This is a genomic window from Klebsiella sp. 2-CIP_Kleb. (genome assembly GCF_050378715.1).
GTDB lineage: Bacteria > Pseudomonadota > Gammaproteobacteria > Enterobacterales > Enterobacteriaceae > Klebsiella > Klebsiella quasipneumoniae.
This window is the reverse complement of the sequence record NZ_JBNRLG010000003.1, coordinates 298,428-318,817: the sequence shown is the minus strand read 5'-3', so window position 1 is coordinate 318,817 and position 20,390 is coordinate 298,428. Positions and strand designations below refer to the sequence as shown.

Below are 20,390 nucleotides of genomic sequence, written 5' to 3'. Positions count from 1 at the left end.
TGGCACGCAACTTGTAATACGCCAGGCAACTGAGTTTAAACATACTGTATTGATTGAGGTTGCTATGTCTATTGTGGTGAAAAATAACATTCTTTGGGTTGGCCAACGTGACTGGGAAGTGCGTGATTTCCACGGCACCGAATATAAAACGCTGCGCGGCAGCAGCTATAACAGCTATCTCATCCGCGAAGAAAAAAACGTGCTGATCGATACCGTCGATCATAAATTCAGCCGCGAGTTCGTGCAGAACCTGCGCCGCGAAATCGACCTCGCCGACCTCGACTACATCGTGATTAACCACGCCGAAGAGGACCACGCCGGCGCGTTGACTGAGCTGATGATGCAGATCCCGGATACGCCGATCTACTGCACCGCCAACGCCATCGACTCCATCAACGGTCATCACCACCATCCGGAGTGGAACTTCCACGTGGTGAAAACTGGCGACACTCTCGATATCGGCAACGGTAAGCAGCTGATCTTCGTCGAAACGCCAATGCTGCACTGGCCGGACAGCATGATGACCTACCTGACCGGCGACGCGGTGCTGTTCAGCAATGACGCCTTCGGGCAGCACTACTGCGACGAACATCTGTTCAACGATGAAGTGGACCAGAGTGAACTGTACGAACAGTGCCAGCGCTACTACGCCAACATCCTGACGCCCTTCAGCCGCCTGGTGACGCCGAAAATTAACGAAATCCTCGGCTTCAACCTGCCGGTAGCGATGATTGCCACCTCCCACGGCGTGGTCTGGCGCGATAACCCGACGCAAATCGTCGAGAAATACCTCGAATGGGCGGCGGATTATCAGGAAGATCGCATCACGATTTTCTACGACACCATGTCCAACAACACCCGCATGATGGCGGACGCCATTGCCCAGGGGATCACTGAGGTCGACCCACGGGTGGCGGTGAAAATCTTTAACGTCGCCCGCAGCGACAAAAACGACATCCTCACCAATGTTTTCCGCTCGAAGGGCGTGCTGGTGGGCACCTCCACCATGAACAACGTGATGATGCCGAAAATCGCCGGGCTGGTGGAAGAGATGACCGGGCTGCGTTTTCGCAACAAACGCGCCAGCGCCTTTGGCTCCCACGGCTGGAGCGGCGGCGCGGTAGACCGCCTGTCCACCCGCCTGCAGGATGCCGGCTTTGAGATGTCCCTGAGCCTGAAAGCCAAATGGCGCCCGGATATCGACGCGCTGGAACTGTGCCGCCAACACGGTCGCGACATCGCCCGCCAGTGGGCTCTCTCCCCGCTGCCGGTTGCTGAAGCGACAGTCACGCCGGAACAACAGGACTGCGCCTGTGCCGCCGCCACGGCCGCCGATCTCGGTCCCATGATGCAGTGCAGCGTCTGCCAGTGGGTCTATGACCCGGCGAAAGGCGAACCTAACCAGGATGTCCAGCCGGGTACGCCCTGGAGTGAAGTGCCGGACAATTTCCTTTGTCCTGAGTGTTCTCTTGGCAAAGATGTCTTTGACGTCCTGGCGACGGAGGCAAAATGAGTGATGGTATCGTCATCATCGGCTCGGGCTTCGCGGCCCGCCAGCTGGTGAAAAATATTCGTAAGCAGGATGCCGAAATCCCGCTGACCCTCATCGCCGCCGATAGCATGGATGAGTACAACAAGCCCGATCTCAGCCACGTCATCAGCCGCGGACAGCACGCCGACGATCTCACCCTGCAAAGCGCCGGCGAGTTCGCCGAGCAGTACAATCTGCGCCTGTTTCCCCATACCTGGGTGAACGATATCGACGCTGAAAACCATCGGGTGAAAAGCCTGGATAAGCAGTGGCGCTACGACAAACTGGTGCTGGCCACCGGCGCCACGCCGTTCATCCCGCCGGTGCCGGGGCGCGAGCTGATGCTGACCCTCAATAGCCAGCGCGAATATGGCGCGGCGCAGAGCCAGCTCCGCGACGCCAGGCGGGTGCTGATCGTCGGCGGCGGCCTGATTGGCTGCGAACTGGCGATGGATTTCTGTCGCGCCGGTAAAGCGGTGACGGTGGTTGATAACGCCGCCAGCGTACTGGCGGCGCTGATGCCGCCGGAGGTCAGCAGCCGTCTGCAGCATCGCCTCACCGGGATGGGCGTCCATCTGATGTTAAAAACGCAGCTGGAAGGGCTTGAGCATACCGCCGACGGCATCCGCGTTAGCCTCGATCGCCAGCGCGTGATAACCGTCGATGCAGTGGTGGCCGCCGCCGGCCTGCGCCCGGAAACCTCGCTGGCGCGCCACGCCGGATTGCAGATTAACCGCGGCGTGGTGGTCAATAGCCAGCTGCAAACCAGCGACCCGGCGATTTACGCCCTCGGCGACTGTGCGGAAATCAACGGTACGGTAATGCCGTTCCTGCAGCCGATTTTACTCAGCGCCATGTGCCTGAGTAAAAACCTGCTGGCGCAGACGGGAGAACTGAAACTGCCGCCGATGCTGGTGAAGGTGAAGACCCCGGATCTGCCGCTGCATCTGGCCGGCGATACCCGTCGCGAGGATCTGACGTGGAACATCGTGGCCGCCAAAGAGGGGCTGGTGGCGAAAGGGCTGGATGGTGAGAAGCAGCTGCGCGCCTTTGTGGTCAGCGAAGACAAGATGAAAGACGCCTTTGCCCTGCTCAAACAGCTGGTGAGTTGATGACCTTCCAGGCAGCCCTGTTTTGCCGTTAGTTTGCCGGGTGGCGCTACGCTTACCCGGCCTACAGGATCCACTCACAGGCTCACACCCCGTAGGCCCGTGCAAGCGCAGCGCCGCCGGGCAAGATATCAGGCACGGTATCCTTGATTTCGCCGGGTGGCGGCTGCACCTTACCCGGCCTACAGCCCCAAATCACCGCTGGCGCTGGGGTCGCTGAAACTGCCGGTGCTGACGGCCTCAAAATCGCTGAGACGTTCCCGGAAGGCCGGGGCAGCCCGCATGGATGCGGGCTGAGGGCCGTGTTTTGCACGGACGCTGCCTCGGCCCGACCCGAAGCCTGCAGGGATAAGTCGAAGGGACCGCGCAGCGGCGATTTTGCTGGCCGGAGCCCGGGGGTACAGGGGGCGGCGGCGACTGGCCGCCCCCTGTGCGCTCCCTGCGCCATGAAAGACATAACGCAGAAGATTAACCGGGAGCGCAATGTACGCTGAAGTTACAGGCGACAGACGCTGTTGCCGGAGTGACAAAGTGGCATTCCGATAACCGTATCTGCAATACACGCAGCGCCGCCGGGCAAGCATTATTACCTCCCACGCAGCCTGTTGCGCGGTAATTTCGCCGGCTGGCGCTACGCTTACCCGGCCTGCGGACGCCGCCCGTAAGTGCATAAGGGCAGAATAATTAACCGGGAGCGCAGGTTCGGTTAACACTTAATACGTTGTTTCTGTCTGAGCCAACTCCTGCAGCACCTGCAGAATGTTGGCCGCGGCGGCGGTCCCCATTTTCACGTAAGAGGCATCGCTAACGCCGCCCACATGCGGAGAGAGAATGACATTATCGATCGCCTGCCAGATATGCGGCGTGGTTAATGGTTCACTATTAAAGCTGTCAAGCGCCGCCCAGCGCAAGGTCCCCGCTTTTAATGCCGCGGCCAGCGCCGCATCGTCAATCAACCCGCCGCGCGCGGTATTCACGAGGATGGCGCCCGGCTTACACTGCGCCAGCGTGGCGGCATTGATCATTCCCCTGTTTTGTTGCGTCAAAGGGCAATGAAGCGACAGCACATCGGCCTGCATGAGCAGCTCGCTAAGTTCAGCAACACGTTCACATTCCGGCGGAACCGCTTTCGCATAGGGATCGTAAGCCAGAACCTTCATGCCAAAGGCACAGGCAATCTTCGCCACCCGGCTGCCAATGGCGCCGAGGCCGATGAGTCCCAGCGTTCTGCCCTCAAGCTCAAGCGATTTATGCGTTGATTTATCCCAGTGCCCTTCGCGCAGGCGGCGATCAAGCGGAATGACCGACTTAGCACAGGCCAGAATTAACGCCCAGGTGTGTTCGGAAACCGCGGCGGCATTCGCCCCGGTCGCCGCGCGAACCAGAATGCCGCGCGCGGCAGCCGCCTCAACGTCAATGACATCGATGCCGCTGCCATGTTTGGCAATCACCTTCAATGCCGGGGCGGCATCCATAACGGCGGCAGTGATGTGGCCATAGCGCACCAGGATGGCGACGGGATTGTGCTGCTGGCACAGCGCGATCAGCTGGGCCTCTGTAGGCTGGCGGCCGGCAAAGACAAGTTCGTAATCTTCCAGCATCCCCAGCGCCGCGTCAGCCAAATCGCTGCCGGTAATCAGTATGACATTTTTAGCGCTCATGGCAGTGTCTCCCCTTCGCTCAGCATCCCCGCCTGACGCAGAGCGCTCTCCAGCCAGTGCGGACGAAGGTCGCCGTCGCGGATAGCAACCAGACGTTTTGATTCCATTTCCAGTTTACCTTTCGCCAGCTCGATGATAGTGCGGACTTCATCGCGCGGGATAACAACCACGCCGTCAATATCCCCTACCACTAAGTCACCTGCCTGCACCGCGGCGCCACCGACCGAAATGGCATGATTGACCCGGCCAGGAATGAACTTGGTGGGGCCGCACGGATTCAGGCCGGCTGCGAAAACCGGAAAGCGTTGTTTACTTAAGGTTTCCGCATCACGAACAGCGCCATCGATGACGATCCCGGCGATACCGCTGGCCTGCGCCTGCGTTGCCATGATCTCTCCCAGCAGCGCGCAGGAGAGATCGCCCTTCCCGTCGATGACCAGCACGTCGCCAGGTTTGGCGACGGCCATTGCGGCGTGAATAGCCAGATTATCCCCTGGGCGTACCTCTACGGTAATCGCCGGCCCGGCAACCGTCATATGCGGCGCCAGCGGCTTGATGCGGCCATGTAATGTGCCACGGCGTCCGGCTACGTCAGCCAGGATGGCGGCCTGAAATTCGGCAGCCTGACGGACCTCTTCCGCGTCAACACGCGCAATATCAAGATTGATGAGTTTCTGTTGTGAAGCAGACATGGTGACTCTCCATTTGTTTTACTAGGTACAACTTGCGTGTACTATATAAAACAACTATACGAGCATTGCGTCGCTTTTCGCCAGTGTTGCGAAGTTGTTTGTGATGTAAACACGAAGATACTCACAAAATTCAGGTACAATTTTGGTCGGCAAAAAGGAGAACATGATGGGGAATGAAGGCGTAATTGCCGTTGAAAAGGCGCTGGCTTTACTTGACTGCTTCCGTCCCGGTAATGACAGTCTGACGTTAACCGAGCTGGCCCAGCTTTCGGGATATCACAAAACAACCGTTTATCGCCTGATGAATTCGCTTGAGCGAATGAACTACATCATCCGGCACGACGATGGCACCTATACGCTCGGCCACCGTTTGCTCTATCTCGGCAAGCTCTATGAGCAATCATTTGAACTTGCCAGAGTCGTACAGCCGGAATTGCAGGCGCTGTCGCAGGCCTCCAGCGAAAGCGCAAGCTGGTATGTGATTGAGGGTGGGCAACGCCTGTGCCTGTTCCGCGCCGAAGCCTCCCAGGGATTACGCCACAGCAACCTGCCCGGCAGCCAGTTCCCGCTGGATGGTTCCGCTATCAGCAAGGTTTTACGCCACTGGGGATTGGGTGAATCGTTGCCGGAAGACGAGTCGACGCTGCCGTTCTATACCTCCGGCGCGCGCGACCCGCACACTGCGGCCTTCGCAATGCCTGTTTTTGGCGTCCACGATAAACTGATCGCGGCGCTGGCCCTGACCGGGCCGGCATCGCGTCTGACGGAAGATCGTAAAACGAGCGGCATCAGCCAGCTCATGCAGGAGACGGCCAACCGCCTGTCGCTCAAGCTAGGGGCCAGCAAGCCTTTCTGCGAAACGTTTTACGGTGTGAAAGAGTAGCTTTGCTGAGAAGGCGGGAAAAATCCCGCCTTTGCTTATTAATGGGTCACCTGTTTTTCCTGCCTGGCAGACTGCGAGTAACGGCGCCCCATCGCCAGCACCGCAATGCCGCCTGCCAGACACAAGGCGGCCAGCGGCAGCATCGCCAGCGTATAGCTTCCTGTCCGTTCGCTAATAATGCCATAGGCATTCACCATCACCGCGCCGCCAATCAGGTTGGCGATCGCGCCGATGGCCGCCAGCCCGGCGGCAGCTGACGTGCTGCTCATCCAGCCCGATGCCAGCGCCCAGAAGGGGCCCTTCGCCGCATATGCGCCAATCAGTATGGTACTGAGGATCATAATGGTGGCCGGCAGCGATAGATTGATAAATGCCGCGAACACGCCAGCCGCAATCATAAAGAGGGCAAGGGCCGTGTGCCAGCGGCGTTCATTATTCCGGTCCGAACTGCGTCCCCATACAATCATCAGCACCGAGGCCAGTCCATAGGGGATGGCATTCAGCAGCCCGGTGGTCAGGTTATCAAGATGGAACGACTTCAGCAGCTGTGGAGACCAGACGCTTAGCGTGGTGCCGGCAGAAGAAGCGCCAGCGTAAATCAGCGCCATAAGCCAGATCTGGCGATGCTTCAACAGTTGCCATGTCGTGGTGTGGCCGATCTGTGTCTGCTGTTGCCGCTCCGCCTGAAGGGTGTTTTCCAGCCACGTTTTTTGCCGCTCGGTTAACCAGCCGGCCTGGTGAGGGCGGTCGCGCAGAATAAAAAACGCGGCTATTCCCAGCAGTACCGCCGGCAGCCCTTCAATAATGAATAACAGATGCCAGCCACGCAGCCCTAACCAGCCATCCAGGGTCAGGATCAACCCTGAAAGCGGTGAACCGATAAAGTTAGCCAGCGGAATGGCCACCATAAAAGAGGCAATGATACGCGCACGGTAGCGCGACGGGATCCACCAGGTAAGATAAAGCACCACGCCCGGAAAGAAGCCCGCTTCGGCGGCGCCCAGCAAAAAACGGACGATATACAGTGAGGTCGTATTTTGCACCAGCGCCATACACATCGATACCACTCCCCAGCTGATCATAATGCGCGGCAGCCACAAGCGTGCGCCCACCTTCTGCATCGCCAGATTGCTGGGTACTTCAAAAATAAAGTAGGCCACAAAATACAAACTGCTGGCGAAGCCAAAAGCCGCCTTACTTAGCCCCAGATCTTCATTCATCTGCAGCGCCGCCATGCCTATATTGCCCCGGTCAATAATCGACACCAGGTAGCTCACCACCAGGAAAGGCAGGATGCGCCAGATAACCCGTCGCATGGTTTCTTTTTCCAGCGCGTCGTTATCGTTCGCGCGGTTCGGTAATTGATCGGTCATGGTTTCCTCGCAGGGTTTCATTATGTTTATCAGGAAAACGATGTAGAGATGCAATAAGTGACTTCAGCCTGATGCGTCCGTTTTGCCGCGCCCGAAGATCAGGATGGGCGGCTCGGGTTGCCATGGCGCTTCACGCTGTAACGCCAGCCACACGTTCTGACCGCAAGGTACGGTGCGCTAACGATCGCCATGAACACCTCACTCATTGTTGTACAATGTACAACCAAGTTTTATTTCACAAAACTACTATAACGAGGCTGCCGTGTTTTTATCCAGTTAACAACTGGTTTAAATTATGTAAATAAGAGGTAAATCACAGATGTTTCAGGTCGTTTAAACGGGGGGAGCGTTGAGATTTAATTAAAAAGTATAATTTTTCAATGAGTTAAATAAGTGAGCTGATTAACGTAGAGCGATGGTTCGTGACGACCGGTGGGAACCTGCGCAGAGAAGCGCCGCCAGAGAGTGATGATCGCCCGGCTTAGCGCAGCGCAAGCCGGGAAAATGCTGAACCTAACGCGCCAGATTATCGTAGCCGCGCCAGCGATAATTGAGCACCGACAGCGCCCAACAGGCGACAAACAGCCCGACCACCACAAACCCGGCGTCGCCGAGGTTGTCGTTTAACGCCCCTACCCAGCGCCATATTCCGCCGCTGAGCGCAAACTTATCCATCAGCAGACCCAGCGCTTCCAGGCCGCCGATAAACAGCGCCACCACCACCGAAGTGCCGGTGATGGTCATGTTGTAGTAAAGCTTGCGCTGCGGCTTGCTGAACGCCCAGCCGTAGGCGCCGACCATCAGCACGTTATCGAGGGTGTCCACCAGCGCCATGCCGCTGGCGAACAGCGCCGGGAAGACCATAATCGACCAGACGGAAATCCCGCTCGACGCCCCGGCGGCGGAGATGCCCAGCACGCCGATTTCGGTGGCGGTATCAAACCCGAGGCCGAACAGGAAACCGACCAGGTACATCTGCCAGCTGCGGCTGACCAGACGAAAGGTTTTGCCAAACAGCCAGCTCATCACCCCGCCGCCGCTGACGATCTCGTCGCTCAACGGCTCACCCCGCTTCCACGCCCGAAAGCTACGCCAGACGCTGCGCAATATCACCAGGTTGATAAAGGCCATCGCCAGCAGAAACAGCGCCGACACAGCGGTGCCGATGACGCTACCGGTGTCGTGCAGCCAGTTCATCTGCGCGCTGAAGGCCGTGGCGGTAGCGGCAATCGCTGCCGAGGCCAGCACCACAATCGACGAGTGGCCCAGCGAGAACCAGGCCCCGACGGCGAAGGGCCGCCGCCCCTGCTGCATCATCTTGCGGGTGACGTTATCAATCGCCGCGATATGATCGGCGTCCACTGCGTGGCGTAGGCCGTAGCCCCAGGCCAGCAGGCTGGCGGCCATTAGCGCGCCGCTGTCGCCAAAGGCCTGCAGCGCCCAGCACCAGGCCAGTAAGTTCGCCGCGATCAACCCCAACACCAGGCCCGCGGCGCGCGGCTGCTGGCGTAAAACTGTCATTATCATTGTTGTGTTCCTTGAGCCTGAACGCGAGCGGCGGCGATCACCGCCTGACCATAGGCGATTGCGCCGTCGCCGGCCGGCAACTGCTGCGCAAACAGCAGAGTAAAATCCGCCAGATAAAAGGTCAATCGCGCCGCCAGCAGACGGTTATGCAGCACCCCACCGCTGCAGACAATCGTGTCGATGCCGCGGGCAGTCGCACAGTCGCGGGCCATCGCCGCCAGTCCGCAGGCCAGGGCGTCATGAAATGCCCAGGCTTTTTGCGCCGGGCTCGCCTGCCAGCGCAGCCACTGCCGCCAGAAGGTGGCCAGGTCCAGCGCATTGCCGCGCCACGGCAGCGTGACCGGATGGCTGACGCCGGGGCAGCTGGCGGCCAGCGCCTCCAGCCGACAGGCCGCCTCCCCCTCATAGCTCAGGCTCTCCGGGGCGCAGTCCAGCGCGCAGGCGACGGCATCAAACAGCCGTCCGCAGGACGAGGCGCGCGGCGCGTTAATACCGCGGTCGATGGCCTGCGCCAGCAGCGGCCAGTTGCGCTGGCGCAGCGTACCGGTCTGCGGGTAATCCTGCCAGTCAGGGACAAAAGCCAGGCACTGAGCCAGCAGATTACGCCACGGCTGACGCGCCGCCAGGTCGCCGCCCGGCAGGGCGACGGCCGGCAGCCCGCCGAGATGTTCGCACTGGCGATAGTTAACCCGCAGGCACTCCCCTCCCCATAGCGCGCCGTTCTCCCCCATGCCGATTCCGTCGAGGATCAGGGCGATAACGTCTCCGCCGTCGAGCGGCCAGCGGTGCTCTGCCAGGCACGCCGCAGCGTGAGCATGGTGATGCAGCACGGTCTCCACCGGCAGCGGCAGAGCCGCTCCCCACTGCGTCGATCGATAGCCAGGATGGGCGTCAACCACCACCCGCTGCGGCGCAAAGGCGAAGATGTTCTGCATCAGCTGCAGCGCGCTGCGCCACTGCTGCTCGACGCCCTCCTCGCCAAGATCGCCGAAGTGCTGGCTGAGAACCGCTTCGCCCCCGCGCGCCAGGCAGAAGGTGTTTTTCATGTCCGCGCCCAGCGCCAGCAGCGGCGGCACCTTGTCCAGACCCGGCGGCAGCGGCAGCGCATCCGGGACATAGCCCCGGGCGCGGCGCAGCATTTCTCCGCTCGAGCGCACCAGAGAATCATCCAGCCGCTGCACGATGTCGCGGTTATGGAGCAAAAAGCCGTCGGCGATGTCGGCTAAGTCGTTGAGTGCTTCAGTATTACTTAACGCCGGCGGGCGGCCGCTAAGGTTGCCGGAGGTCATCACGATAGGGCGCGCCAGCGCCTGCAGAAGCAAATGCTGCAGCGGATTAGACGGCAGCATCACCCCAACTTCCGCAAGCCCTGGCGCAATCTCGTCGCACAGGCCGGAGACCTGCGCTTTGCTAATCAGTACGATGGGCGCCGCCGGGGAGTCCATCAGCGCCACGGCGTCGGCAGGTAACCCCGCCGCAGAGGGCAGCATCACCGCCAGCGGTTTCGCCGGACGGTGTTTCCTCGCCCGCAGCGTGGCAACAGCAGCGGGGTTGCCGGCGTCGCAGGCCAGATGAAAGCCGCCGACGCCTTTTATCGCCACGATGTCGCCCGCCGCCAGCCGGGCGATAGCCGCCTGCAGCGCCGCCTCACCGCGCCGCACTTCACCCTGGGCCCGCCACTCCAGCCGCGGCCCGCAGTCGGGGCAGGCCACCGGCTGGGCGTGAAAGCGGCGATCGGCGGGATCGCGGTATTCCGCCTCGCAGGGCGGACAGAGCGGAAACGGCGCCATCGCGGTAAGAGGCCGGTCGTAAGGCATGGCACGAATGATGGTCAACCGCGGCCCGCAGTGGGTGCAGTTGATAAAGGGGTAGCGATAGCGGCGCGCCCGGGGATCATTCATCTCCGCGAGGCACGCCGGGCAGGTCGCGGCATCGGGCACGATCTGGGTGCGCATCCGCCCCGCCCCGCTCTCACGGATGGTGAAGCCCTGCGGCGGAGCCGCCCAGCGATAAGGGGCGCAGTCGGCGCTGTCGACCCGCGCCAGCGGCGGGCAGTGGGCAGCGAGGGCGGCAGTAAAACCGTCATCGCCCCCGGCCAGCCGCACCAGAACGCCCTCGCCGTCGTTACAGACATCGCCGCAGCGAGCCTGCCTCTGAGCCAGCTGCCAGACAAAGGGGCGGAACCCCACCCCCTGCACCTTACCGCGAATGCGGATTTGCACCCCGTTCATGCCAGAGGTTACCAGGCCAGCGCCGTGCGGCGACGTTTCTCTTGGTTCATCTGCTCCAGCTTGTTGCGGTCTACGCAGACCAGGGCGTGCGTCGGGCAGACCTCCATGCAGGCCGGGCCGCTGTCGCGGTGGAAGCAGAGATCGCACTTGTTGGCTTCGGCTTTTTCCGCCACGACGTTCAGTCCGGCGCCGCTATGGCGGATCACCGGCCGCACCACTACCTCCATCGCCCCGTACGGGCAGGCGACGACGCAGGTTTTGCAACCGATGCAGCGCTCCTGCATCACGTGAACAAAGCCTTTATCGCGACTGATAGCGCCGTTCGGGCAGACGTTGGCGCAGGGAGCGTCCTCACACTGACGGCAGGCGGTGGCCGTGGAGACATTGACCCCTTTTATCACATGAATACGCGGCTGAAAGGTGTGCGGCGTCAGGGAGGCGCAGTCCTGATGTTCCTGATGGGACACCACGCAGGCCACTTCGCAAGTGCGACAGCCGATGCATTTGCTCGCATCGGCGATAATGAAACGGTTCATCCATTTCTCCAGCAGTAAGAGGGTTAGGCGCCGGAGTATGCATAATACGTTCCAATTTTTATATTATTGATAATAAATAGATTTTAATCGGTGATGCGCTGTCATCGTCAGTAGTGACGATGACAGCTGACGACGTCAGGCGCAGGGACCCGCCACCAGCGACTCACGCTCGATCAGCGCCCCTGGGAAACTCTGCTGAACATTGAATTCCCCGCCATCGAGCATAAATATCAGGCGATTAATGCTCTCTTTAATCATCTCCGTCACCGGCACCCGGACGCTGGCAAGCGACGGCACCATGTACGGCGCCAGCACAATATCGTCAAACCCCACCACCGAGACCTGCTCCGGCACCTTAATGCCCAGCTGGTGAAGCTGCTTCATCGCCCCGATGGCCATATCGTCATTGCTTGCCACCAGCGCGCTGTAGGTCACCCCGCGCTGACGCAGGCTCTCCACTGCCGCCGCGCCGGTTTCCGGCGTCCAGCGCCCTTCGGCGATGAGCGCCTCGTTCAGGGTAATGCCGTGGCCAGCCAGCGCGTCTTTGTAGCCGGCAAGACGCTCAACGCCGGTGGGCGAGTCAAGGGAGCCGGTAATAAAAGCGATATCGCGGTGGCCCAGGGCAATCAGCCGCTCCACCACCCGCATCGCCGACGCTTTTTGATCGGACCAGACGCAGTGGCTGGCGTGGCGGCGCAGGCGGCGGTTAAGCACCATGATCGGCTGCGAGTGGTTCTCAACGATCTCATCCATCTCGTCGACAGTGAGAAAACGCGGGTAGATGATGATCGCATCGCAGCGCAGATCCAGCAGGTACTGGATCGCCTCCCGCTCCTCTTGCGCGCTGTGCTTGCCATCCGCGAGGATCAGCTGCCGCCCCTTGTCCTCGGTCATCCGCGCCACCTGATACAGCAGCTCGCTGAAATAGACGCCGTGGTACAGGGTATTGGTCACCACCAGGCCGAGGGTTTGCGTGGTTTTGGTCGCCAGGTTGCGCGCCAGCAGATTCGGTCGGTAGCCGCTCTCCGCCACCGCCTTAAACACCCGGTCTTTGGTCTCCTGGCTGACATAGCCGTTGCCCGACAGCACCCGCGACACGGTCGCCTTCGATACCCCCGCGCGCTTAGCGACCTCCAGCATCGTTGCCATGTGATTCTTCCTGTTGCAAAAGTTGCAGGCAGTGTACTGCACGTTTCCCGCTTTTACAGCACTCCCCTGCTCACCGCGACGATTAGCGATCAAAATCACAAAACTGAGATCATATTTTTTTATTTCTTGTGCAATCAAATGAAACTCACCATGATTTTGTGGAACCGGTTTCCTATAAAGCATGGTATCGCCCGGCGATGCGGCGCGGTAACAGATCAGTACCCTATTGATAAACAGGATAAAATCCGATGTCGAAAAATTATGCAGCCCTGGCGCAACAGATAGTCGCGGCATTAGGCGGAGTCGATAACGTCGTCGCCGTGACCCACTGCATGACTCGTCTGCGTTTCGTGGTCAAAGACAACGAACAGGTCGATAGCCCTACACTGAAAGGCCTGACCGGGGTGCTCGGCGTCGTGCGCAGCGATAACCAGTGCCAGGTGATCATCGGCAACACGGTCTCACAGGCCTATCGCGAGGTGGTGAATCTGCTGCCCGGCGACCTGCGCCCGGTCGAGCCGCAGGGCAAAGCGCCGGTCACCCTGAAACGCATCGGCGCCGGGATCCTTGACGCGCTGATCGGCACCATGTCGCCGCTGATCCCGGCGATTATCGGCGGATCGATGGTCAAGTTGCTGGCGATGATCCTTGAGATGAGCGGCGCGTTGCCGAAAGGCTCGCCGACGCTGACCCTCCTGACGCTTATCGGCGACGGCGCATTTTTCTTCCTGCCGCTGATGGTGGCCGCCTCCGCGGCGGTGAAATTCAAAACCAATATGTCGCTTGCCATCGCTATCGCCGGGGTGCTGGTGCATCCCGGGTTTATCGAATTAATGGCCAAAGCCGCTCAGGGCGAACACGTTGAATTTGCCTTTATCCCGGTGACCGCGGTGAAATACACCTACACGGTGATCCCGGCGCTGGTGATGACCTGGTGCCTGTCGTATATCGAACGCTGGGTGGATCGCATTACCCCGGCGGTGACGAAAAACTTCCTTAAGCCAATGCTGATCGTGCTGATCGCCGCCCCGCTGGCGATCCTGCTGATTGGCCCGCTCGGCATCTGGATCGGCAGCGCCATTTCCGCGCTGGTCTATACGATCCACAGCTATCTCGGCTGGCTGTCGGTGGCGATCATGGGCGGGCTGTGGCCGCTGCTGGTGATGACCGGCATGCACCGGGTCTTTACGCCGACCATCATTCAGACCATCGCCGAAACCGGCAAAGAGGGCATGGTAATGCCGTCGGAGATCGGCGCTAACCTGTCGCTCGGCGGCTCTTCGCTGGCGGTGGCGTGGAAAACCAAAAACCCGGAACTGCGCCAGACGGCGCTGGCCGCCGCGGCATCGGCGATTCTGGCCGGGATTTCCGAACCGGCGCTGTACGGCGTGGCGGTGCGCCTGAAACGCCCGCTGATCGCCAGCTTGATCAGCGGCTTTATCTGCGGCGCGGTGGCGGGTATCGCCGGACTGGCCAGCCACTCGATGGCGGCGCCGGGGCTGTTCACCAGCGTGCAGTTTTTCGATCCAGCCAATCCAATGACCATCGTCTGGGTGTTTGGCGTAATGGCGCTGTCGGTAGTGCTGTCGTTTGCCCTGACGCTGATCCTCGGCTTTGAAGATATTCCCGTTGAACAGGCCGCCGCCGACGCCCGAGCGCGCCAGGCCCAGGCCCAGGCAACCCACGCCTGAACACATCATTGATAACGAGGTAACGCATGGCGAGTTTCCCACAGGGATTTTTATGGGGCGGCGCACTGGCCGCCAACCAGTCTGAAGGCGCATGGCGCGAAGGGGGGAAAGGGATGGCCACCGTGGATACCCTCCCCCACGGCGCCCACCGTCTGCCGGTAAAATTAGGCCTGGAGAAGCGCTTCACGCTTCGCGAAGACGAATTCTACCCCAGCCACGAGGCGATCGATTTCTACCACCGCTACAAGGAAGATATCGCCCTGATGGCGGAGATGGGGTTCAGCGTCTTTCGCACTTCCATCGCCTGGAGCCGCCTGTTCCCGCGCGGCGACGAGCAGCAGCCGAATCCGCAGGGCATCGCCTTCTATCGCTCGCTGTTCGAAGAGTGCAAAAAGCACGGTATCGAGCCGCTGGTCACGCTGTGCCATTTTGACGTGCCGATGCACCTGGTGATGGAGTACGGCTCCTGGCGCAACCGCAAAATGGTCGATTTCTTTAGCCACTACGCCCGCACCTGCTTTGAAGCTTTTGACGGTCTGGTGAAATACTGGCTCACCTTCAATGAAATCAATATCATGCTGCACAGCCCCTACTCCGGCGCCGGTCTGGTGTTTGAAGAGGGAGAAAACCAGGAGCAGGTGAAGTACCAGGCCGCGCATCACGAGCTGGTGGCCAGCGCGCTGGCGACAAAAATCGCCCACGAGATAAACCCGCAAAATCAGGTCGGCTGCATGCTGGCGGGCGGTAATTTCTACCCTTACTCCTGCAAGCCGGAAGATGTCTGGATGGCGCTGGAGAAGGACCGCGAAAATCTGTTCTTTATTGACGTCCAGGCGCGCGGCGCCTACCCGGTGTGGGCCGCGCGGGTTTTCCGGGAAAAGGGGGTCACCATTGCGAAGCAGCCGGGCGATGACGAGATCCTCAAAAACACCGTCGATTTCGTCTCCTTTAGCTACTACGCCTCACGCTGCGCCTCGGCGGAGATGAACGCCAGCAACACCAATGCCGCCAATATCGTCAAGTCGCTGAAGAACCCGCACATTCCGGCCAGCGAATGGGGCTGGGGCATCGACCCGCTGGGTCTGCGTATCACCATGAACATGATGTACGACCGCTATCAGAAGCCGCTGTTCCTGGTGGAAAACGGGCTCGGCGCCCGGGACGAGATCGACGCCAGGGGCGAGATCAATGACGACTATCGCATCAGCTACCTGCGCGAGCACATCAAGGCGATGCGCGACGCCATCGGCGACGGTATTCCGGTGCTGGGTTACACCAGCTGGGGCTGTATCGATCTGGTCTCGGCGTCAACCGGCGAGATGAGCAAACGCTACGGCTTTGTCTATGTCGATCGCGACGACGCCGGCAACGGCACGCTGGCGCGCAAGCGTAAAAAGTCGTTCTTCTGGTACCAGAAGGTGATAGCCAGCAACGGCGCCGACCTCGACTAAGCGCGTCTCCGGCGCTCGCCCGTCTCCCTGCGCTGACCGGGGGACGGGCGTCTGCTTTCTGTTGCATCCATTACATGTTTTTTTCTCGAGCCTGATTCCAGTTTCTGGTTTGCCTCCCGTTCACAACAACTGGTATTTTATCCAGTATATTTTCAGGGGTATCTTCAGCAAGGAGCAAATCATGAACGCACAGCAGCCCCCCGCAGCCAGAGGGATCGTCAGGGCCATTCGCCAGTTAACCGTGGGTTATGTCAGAAAACGCCATGAGAACCGCAAAACGCGGGAGACGCGGCGCTACACCCGCCACGCGGCCCTGAGCCTGAACGGCGACTGGCTGGAGCAGGCGGGATTTCCGGTCGGCACGCAGGTCAGAGTCTCGGTGTCGCCCGGTAAATTAGTGATAGAGAATCTTGAGCTGGCGCCGCCGGTAACGGGGCTCCCGGCAGGCCAGTCGCGCGCCGTCGGGGAGCCATGATCGCCGCAGGGTTAATCGTCTGCGGCCTCCAGCCGGGCAAAGCCGCCGTGGCCCTGCCAGTCTGCCAGCTGCTGGTACACCCGGGCAACGGCCTCTTTCACCGGCTGGGTCATCGGATAATAAAAACCGACGATATCCGGCTGAATGCCGAGGAAGATCGCTTCGCCGACGTCCTCTTTCAGCTGATCGACCAGATAGTTGAGCGGCATGTTATGGGTGGTCATCATAAACATCTCGGCGATGTCGTCGGGGTCGATGACGCGAATGTCGCCGGGGTTAAGGCCCATGTCGGTGGCATCAACAATCAGCAGGCGTTCGGGGCGTAATTCACGGATCGCCACGATGTCGTTTTCCGGCGCGCTGCCGCCGTCGATGACCACCCACTGGCCGGCCGGGTTCGCCGCGCACATCTCCGCCAGCAACGGTCCGGCGCCGTCGTCGCCCATCATACTGTTGCCAACACAGAGTAAAACGTTAGTCACGTAATCTCCTCACCATCAGATAGATGGCGCTCTCCTGGTGAATATCATGCAGCATGCTGAGCATCGCTTTGCTCCACGCCTGCTGCTGCGGGGTCTGCGTGGACTGCGCTTTATCAAAGGCGTTGGCCAGCATTGCCACGTGGCTGCTGTCGATGACGATCTCGCCATACTTCGGCACCCCCTCCATTTTGCGCCGCGCGGCGCTGCCGGCCTCAAGGGTGGCGATCCACGCCAGATACGCCTCCCACGGGCAGCTCAGCGCCGCCTCAAGACAGTCGATAACGCCGAGGTGGTGGCCAATCGCCAGGCTGTAATAGACCACCTGCTGCGCCTGATCCGGCGTGGCGTCGTTCTCATCAATAAATTTACGGCTCAGCTGACTGAACACCACCGTCTCGCTCATCGGATACGCGCCCCCTCGACCACCTGGTTGAGATGGGTGACGATCTCGGTCAGACGCGGATCTTTCTCCGCCTCCAGCCAGCGCAGCACCTGGCTGTCGCCCTGGCCGAGCAGGCGCATATAGTCGTCAGCAATCTGCCGGCCATAGCGATAGCCCGCCAGACGCCGCGCTTCGCGGTCGATGCGCACCCGCAGGGGTTGCACCATATCGGCGTGCAGCAGCTCGGTCGGCTGTTCGTCAAGCTCGCCCGGCAGGCGGGCGTGAATTTTCTGCTCCAGCAGGCCGAGGGCCATGGCGAAGCCGTACAGGGTGGCGGCGGGCGTCGGCGGGCAGCCCGGAATATAGACATCGACCGGTACGATTTTATCGGTACCGCCCCAGACGCAGTACAGGTCGTGAAAGATGCCGCCGCTGTTGCCGCAGGCGCCGTAGGAGATACAGATCTTCGGATCCGGCGCCGACTGCCAGGCTCGCAGCGCCGGGGAGCGCATCGCGCGGGTCACCGCCCCGGTAAACAGCAGGATATCGGCATGGCGCGGCGAAGGCACAACCTTAATCCCGAAGCGTTCAGCGTCGAACAGCGGCGAAAGGGTGGCGAAGATTTCGATTTCGCAGCCGTTACAGCCGCCGCAGTCGACGCGATAAACGTAGGCGGAACGTTTGATTTTCTTCAGCAGCGAGGCCTTCATGCTGGCGATGGATTCATCCACCGTCATCGGCACCGGAATGCCGTTTTCATCGCGCGGGCCAAGTAAAGTGCTCATCAGCTGGCCTCCCTTATGTGGCGGGTCAGTTCAATACGATCGGACGGCACCAGACATTTCTGGCGCTTGCATTCCGGGCAGGTTTCGAAGCTTTCGCGGTGCAGCTCGGCGCGGGTGTCGCCGTTATGCTTGAGCAGCGCGATGGCGTAGTCGATCTCCTTCTGCACCGCGAACGGCCGCTGGCACTCCCGGCAGTGGCAGATAGCGAAGCGCGACTGCTGGAGAAAATCCTCTTTCTTCCACACCGCCAGCTCATACTCCGGCGACAGCTTAATCGCCGCCGTCGGACAGACCTCTTCGCAGCGGCCGCAGAAGATGCAGCGCCCGAGGTTGAACTGCCACGCCAGCTGGTTAGTGGCCAGATCGGTCTCGACCGTCAGGGCGTTCGATGGGCAGGCATTCACGCAGGCCGCGCAGCCGATACACTGCTGCGGGTTATGCTCCGGCTTGCCGCGGAAGTTTTTATCTACCGGCATCGGCTCCAGCGGGTAGGCGTGCGTCGCGGTGCCGGTCTTAATGACTTTTTTAATAAAGGTAAACATTGTTGCTCCCAGGTTGTGTACGGCCTTTTACCCTCACCCTAGCCCTCTCCCTGAAAGGGAGAGGGGACAGTTCTGCACGGTCAGTGAATTCGCACTCGTCTGCCCTTACCCCTCTCCCCTGTGGGGAGAGGGTCGGGGTGAGGGGCCCCACGCAATGGCTCAATTATTTCTATTTCAGCGGCGAGTTTTTACGCTCGATGCTATAGCGCTCCAGCTCTTTGTACGGCACCACTTTGCTCTTCTTCTTGCGTACATCGACCACGGTCATGCGGTCGGTACAGGAGTAGCACGGGTCGAGGCTGCCGATGATCAGCGGCGCATCGGAAACGGTGTTGCCGCGCAGCATGTAGCGGAGGGTCGGCCAGTTGGCGTAGGTCGCCGCCCGGCAGCGCCAGCGGTACAGTTTTTGGTTGTCGCCGGTCATGCTCCAGTGGATATCGTCGCCGCGCGGCGCCTCGGAGAAGCCCAGCGCGAAGCGGTGCGGGATATAGGTGAACCCTTCCACCATCAGCGGACCGCCGGGCAGGTTATCGAGACCGTAATCAATCATGTTCAGCGCGGTATAAACCTCGTTGATCCGCACCTTGAGGCGGGATATCACGTCGCAGCCCTGCTCGCTGTGAACCTCCATCGGCAGCAGGCCGTAACCGACGAACGGATGGTCGGCGCGGGTATCGCGGGCGTGGCCGCTGGCGCGCACCATCGGGCCAACGTTACTGAAGTCGCGGGCGATTTCCGGGTCCAGCCGGCCAATGCCGACGGTGCGCTGCTCCATGTTCGGGGTGCTGAGCAGCATATCCACCAGCTCCTGCACATCGCGACGCATCTGCTGCGCCAGCTGACGGGTCTGGATCATGTCCTCTTTCAGCAGGTCGCGGCGGATCCCGCCGATCAGGTTCAGACCGTAGGTTTTACGCGCGCCGGTGAGGATCTCCGCCATCTTCATCGAGGTTTCGCGCACGCGGAAGAACTGCATAAAGCCTGAGTCGAAGCCGGTGAAGTGGCAGGCCAGACCAAGGTTCAGAAGGTGCGAGTGCAGGCGTTCCACCTCCAGCAGAATGGCGCGGATCATCTGCGCCCGCTCCGGCACCACGATGCCCATCGCGTTCTCCACCGAAGTGGTATAAGCGGTACTGTGGGCGAAGCCGCAGATGCCGCACACGCGGTCAGACAGGAAAGTCACTTCGTTATAACCCATGCGGGTTTCCGCCAGTTTCTCCATGCCGCGGTGGACATAGAACAGACGGTAATCGGCATCGATAATGTTCTCACCGTCAACGAACAGGCGGAAGTGGCCGGGCTCATCGGAAGTGACGTGCAGCGGGCCGATCGGCACCACGTTGTTTTTCTTACTGCCGAGCTCGTTGATGAACTCGTAGGTTTCGGCGTCGGTGGTCGGCGCCGGACGCTGGCGGTAGTCCATGCTGTCTTTACGCAGCGGATAGAGTTCGTCCGGCCAGTCGTCCGGCAGCACCAGCCGGCGTTCGTCCGGCAGGCCGACCGGCACCAGGCCGTACATGTCGCGTACTTCGCGCTCGCCCCACACCGCCGCCGGCACGCGCGGCGTCACCGACGGGTATTCCGGTTTGTTGGCGTCCACTTCCACGCGCACGGTGATCCAGCATTTGGTGCCCTGCTCCATCGACAGTACGTAATAGACCGCGTAGTGGCCGTTCAGCTTACGTTCATCGTTGCCGAACAGCACCGACAGCCAGCCGCCCTGCTGGTAGTAGAGAAACTCCACCACTTCCGGCAGGTAATTGACCTTCACGGTGATGGTTAACTGGTCTTTGGTCTGCCAGGCTTCGTCCAGCACCACGCCCGGAAAGGCCTGGTGCAGCGCCGCAAGATAGTGTTGACCGATTTTTTCTTCAGACATGCTCAAACTCT

The 20,390-nt window shown here is 60.6% G+C and carries 18 protein-coding genes; 6 read left to right on the top strand and 12 right to left on the bottom strand.

What is annotated here, in order from left to right:
- The first annotated feature begins 64 nt into the window (after window positions 1-64).
- Window positions 65-1,513, top strand: a complete 1,449-nt coding sequence (gene norV, locus ACQUTP_RS14460) for an anaerobic nitric oxide reductase flavorubredoxin (protein ID WP_048295431.1) — start codon at window positions 65-67, stop codon at window positions 1,511-1,513.
- Entirely contained in the window at window positions 1,510-2,643 is a 1,134-nt protein-coding gene (norW, locus tag ACQUTP_RS14455) for an NADH:flavorubredoxin reductase NorW (protein ID WP_094309094.1), read from the top strand. Before norV ends, norW begins: the two co-directional genes overlap by 4 nt.
- 710 nt (window positions 2,644-3,353) lie before the next feature.
- Here norW and ACQUTP_RS14450 read toward each other — a convergent pair.
- Both ACQUTP_RS14450 and ACQUTP_RS14445 read right to left on the bottom strand, forming a co-directional pair.
- The gene (locus tag ACQUTP_RS14450) at window positions 3,354-4,301 is read right to left on the bottom strand and encodes a hydroxyacid dehydrogenase (RefSeq protein WP_004205666.1); all 948 of its coding nucleotides are present in this window, start codon (window positions 4,299-4,301) and stop codon (window positions 3,354-3,356) included.
- Window positions 4,298-4,993: a diguanylate cyclase gene (locus tag ACQUTP_RS14445; protein WP_017899644.1), complete on the bottom strand. Its 696-nt coding sequence runs from the start codon at window positions 4,991-4,993 to the stop codon at window positions 4,298-4,300. The genes ACQUTP_RS14450 and ACQUTP_RS14445 overlap by 4 nt, the downstream gene beginning before the upstream one ends.
- Before the next feature lie 166 nt (window positions 4,994-5,159).
- Here ACQUTP_RS14445 and ACQUTP_RS14440 point away from each other — a divergent pair, with 166 nt between their 5' ends.
- Window positions 5,160-5,876, top strand: a complete 717-nt coding sequence (locus ACQUTP_RS14440) for an IclR family transcriptional regulator (protein WP_048325482.1) — start codon at window positions 5,160-5,162, stop codon at window positions 5,874-5,876.
- Window positions 5,877-5,914: 38 nt separating this feature from the next.
- Here ACQUTP_RS14440 and ACQUTP_RS14435 read toward each other — a convergent pair whose 3' ends face one another.
- The 5 genes from ACQUTP_RS14435 to ACQUTP_RS14415 all read right to left on the bottom strand — a co-directional run bounded on the left by ACQUTP_RS14435 (window position 5,915) and on the right by ACQUTP_RS14415 (window position 12,692).
- A complete protein-coding gene (locus ACQUTP_RS14435; protein WP_060656674.1) occupies window positions 5,915-7,249 on the bottom strand; it encodes an MFS transporter in 1,335 nt (444 codons plus the stop codon).
- A 513-nt stretch (window positions 7,250-7,762) separates the two neighbouring features.
- On the bottom strand, window positions 7,763-8,776 hold the full coding sequence (locus ACQUTP_RS14430) for a HoxN/HupN/NixA family nickel/cobalt transporter (protein WP_017899641.1): 1,014 nt from the start codon (window positions 8,774-8,776) through the stop codon (window positions 7,763-7,765).
- Complete coding sequence (gene hypF / locus ACQUTP_RS14425; protein ID WP_048295436.1) at window positions 8,773-11,007, bottom strand: carbamoyltransferase HypF; 2,235 nt, start codon at window positions 11,005-11,007, stop codon at window positions 8,773-8,775. Before hypF ends, ACQUTP_RS14430 begins: the two co-directional genes overlap by 4 nt.
- A gap of 8 nt (window positions 11,008-11,015) precedes the next feature.
- The gene (hydN, locus tag ACQUTP_RS14420) at window positions 11,016-11,543 is read right to left on the bottom strand and encodes an electron transport protein HydN (protein WP_004205658.1); all 528 of its coding nucleotides are present in this window, start codon (window positions 11,541-11,543) and stop codon (window positions 11,016-11,018) included.
- Window positions 11,544-11,678: 135 nt separating this feature from the next.
- Window positions 11,679-12,692 (bottom strand): LacI family DNA-binding transcriptional regulator, encoded by a 1,014-nt coding sequence (locus tag ACQUTP_RS14415; protein WP_017899639.1) that lies wholly within the window; start codon window positions 12,690-12,692, stop codon window positions 11,679-11,681.
- A 248-nt stretch (window positions 12,693-12,940) separates the two neighbouring features.
- Here ACQUTP_RS14415 and ascF point away from each other — a divergent pair, with 248 nt between their 5' ends.
- The 3 genes from ascF to ACQUTP_RS14400 all read left to right on the top strand — a co-directional run bounded on the left by ascF (window position 12,941) and on the right by ACQUTP_RS14400 (window position 16,309).
- Window positions 12,941-14,383 (top strand): PTS cellobiose/arbutin/salicin transporter subunit IIBC, encoded by a 1,443-nt coding sequence (gene ascF / locus ACQUTP_RS14410; protein ID WP_048295440.1) that lies wholly within the window; start codon window positions 12,941-12,943, stop codon window positions 14,381-14,383.
- A 26-nt stretch (window positions 14,384-14,409) separates the two neighbouring features.
- Entirely contained in the window at window positions 14,410-15,834 is a 1,425-nt protein-coding gene (locus ACQUTP_RS14405; RefSeq protein ID WP_023318986.1) for a 6-phospho-beta-glucosidase, read from the top strand.
- Window positions 15,835-16,015: 181 nt separating this feature from the next.
- A complete protein-coding gene (locus ACQUTP_RS14400; protein ID WP_004205653.1) occupies window positions 16,016-16,309 on the top strand; it encodes a SymE family type I addiction module toxin in 294 nt (97 codons plus the stop codon).
- Window positions 16,310-16,320: 11 nt separating this feature from the next.
- On the opposite strand, the gene hycI is transcribed toward ACQUTP_RS14400, so the two are convergent.
- The 5 genes from hycI to hycE form a co-directional block, all read right to left on the bottom strand.
- Entirely contained in the window at window positions 16,321-16,791 is a 471-nt protein-coding gene (hycI, locus tag ACQUTP_RS14395) for a hydrogenase maturation peptidase HycI (RefSeq protein WP_285756375.1), read from the bottom strand.
- Complete coding sequence (locus tag ACQUTP_RS14390) at window positions 16,784-17,194, bottom strand: formate hydrogenlyase maturation HycH family protein (protein ID WP_004205651.1); 411 nt, start codon at window positions 17,192-17,194, stop codon at window positions 16,784-16,786. Before ACQUTP_RS14390 ends, hycI begins: the two co-directional genes overlap by 8 nt.
- Window positions 17,191-17,958 (bottom strand): NADH-quinone oxidoreductase subunit B family protein, encoded by a 768-nt coding sequence (locus ACQUTP_RS14385; RefSeq protein ID WP_002914891.1) that lies wholly within the window; start codon window positions 17,956-17,958, stop codon window positions 17,191-17,193. Before ACQUTP_RS14385 ends, ACQUTP_RS14390 begins: the two co-directional genes overlap by 4 nt.
- Window positions 17,958-18,500, bottom strand: coding sequence for a formate hydrogenlyase complex iron-sulfur subunit (locus ACQUTP_RS14380; RefSeq protein ID WP_004205650.1), 543 nt, complete (start codon window positions 18,498-18,500; stop codon window positions 17,958-17,960). Before ACQUTP_RS14380 ends, ACQUTP_RS14385 begins: the two co-directional genes overlap by 1 nt.
- A 169-nt stretch (window positions 18,501-18,669) precedes the next feature.
- Window positions 18,670-20,379 (bottom strand): formate hydrogenlyase subunit HycE, encoded by a 1,710-nt coding sequence (hycE, locus tag ACQUTP_RS14375; protein ID WP_004205649.1) that lies wholly within the window; start codon window positions 20,377-20,379, stop codon window positions 18,670-18,672.
- Window positions 20,380-20,390 lie beyond the last annotated feature (11 nt).

Bases quoted from the DNA above. Each gene is read 5' to 3' on its own strand.
- norV (WP_048295431.1), top strand. From the start codon at position 65: ATGTCTATTGTGGTGAAAAATAACATTCTTTGGGTTGGCCAACGTGAC.
- norW (WP_094309094.1), top strand. From the start codon at position 1,510: ATGAGTGATGGTATCGTCATCATCGGCTCGGGCTTCGCGGCCCGCCAG.
- ACQUTP_RS14450 (WP_004205666.1), bottom strand. From the start codon at position 4,301: ATGAGCGCTAAAAATGTCATACTGATTACCGGCAGCGATTTGGCTGAC.
- ACQUTP_RS14445 (WP_017899644.1), bottom strand. From the start codon at position 4,993: ATGTCTGCTTCACAACAGAAACTCATCAATCTTGATATTGCGCGTGTT.
- ACQUTP_RS14440 (WP_048325482.1), top strand. From the start codon at position 5,160: ATGGGGAATGAAGGCGTAATTGCCGTTGAAAAGGCGCTGGCTTTACTT.
- ACQUTP_RS14435 (WP_060656674.1), bottom strand. From the start codon at position 7,249: ATGACCGATCAATTACCGAACCGCGCGAACGATAACGACGCGCTGGAA.
- ACQUTP_RS14430 (WP_017899641.1), bottom strand. From the start codon at position 8,776: ATGATAATGACAGTTTTACGCCAGCAGCCGCGCGCCGCGGGCCTGGTG.
- hypF (WP_048295436.1), bottom strand. From the start codon at position 11,007: ATGAACGGGGTGCAAATCCGCATTCGCGGTAAGGTGCAGGGGGTGGGG.
- hydN (WP_004205658.1), bottom strand. From the start codon at position 11,543: ATGAACCGTTTCATTATCGCCGATGCGAGCAAATGCATCGGCTGTCGC.
- ACQUTP_RS14415 (WP_017899639.1), bottom strand. From the start codon at position 12,692: ATGGCAACGATGCTGGAGGTCGCTAAGCGCGCGGGGGTATCGAAGGCG.
- ascF (WP_048295440.1), top strand. From the start codon at position 12,941: ATGTCGAAAAATTATGCAGCCCTGGCGCAACAGATAGTCGCGGCATTA.
- ACQUTP_RS14405 (WP_023318986.1), top strand. From the start codon at position 14,410: ATGGCGAGTTTCCCACAGGGATTTTTATGGGGCGGCGCACTGGCCGCC.
- ACQUTP_RS14400 (WP_004205653.1), top strand. From the start codon at position 16,016: ATGAACGCACAGCAGCCCCCCGCAGCCAGAGGGATCGTCAGGGCCATT.
- ACQUTP_RS14390 (WP_004205651.1), bottom strand. From the start codon at position 17,194: ATGAGCGAGACGGTGGTGTTCAGTCAGCTGAGCCGTAAATTTATTGAT.
- ACQUTP_RS14385 (WP_002914891.1), bottom strand. From the start codon at position 17,958: ATGAGCACTTTACTTGGCCCGCGCGATGAAAACGGCATTCCGGTGCCG.
- ACQUTP_RS14380 (WP_004205650.1), bottom strand. From the start codon at position 18,500: ATGTTTACCTTTATTAAAAAAGTCATTAAGACCGGCACCGCGACGCAC.
- hycE (WP_004205649.1), bottom strand. From the start codon at position 20,379: ATGTCTGAAGAAAAAATCGGTCAACACTATCTTGCGGCGCTGCACCAG.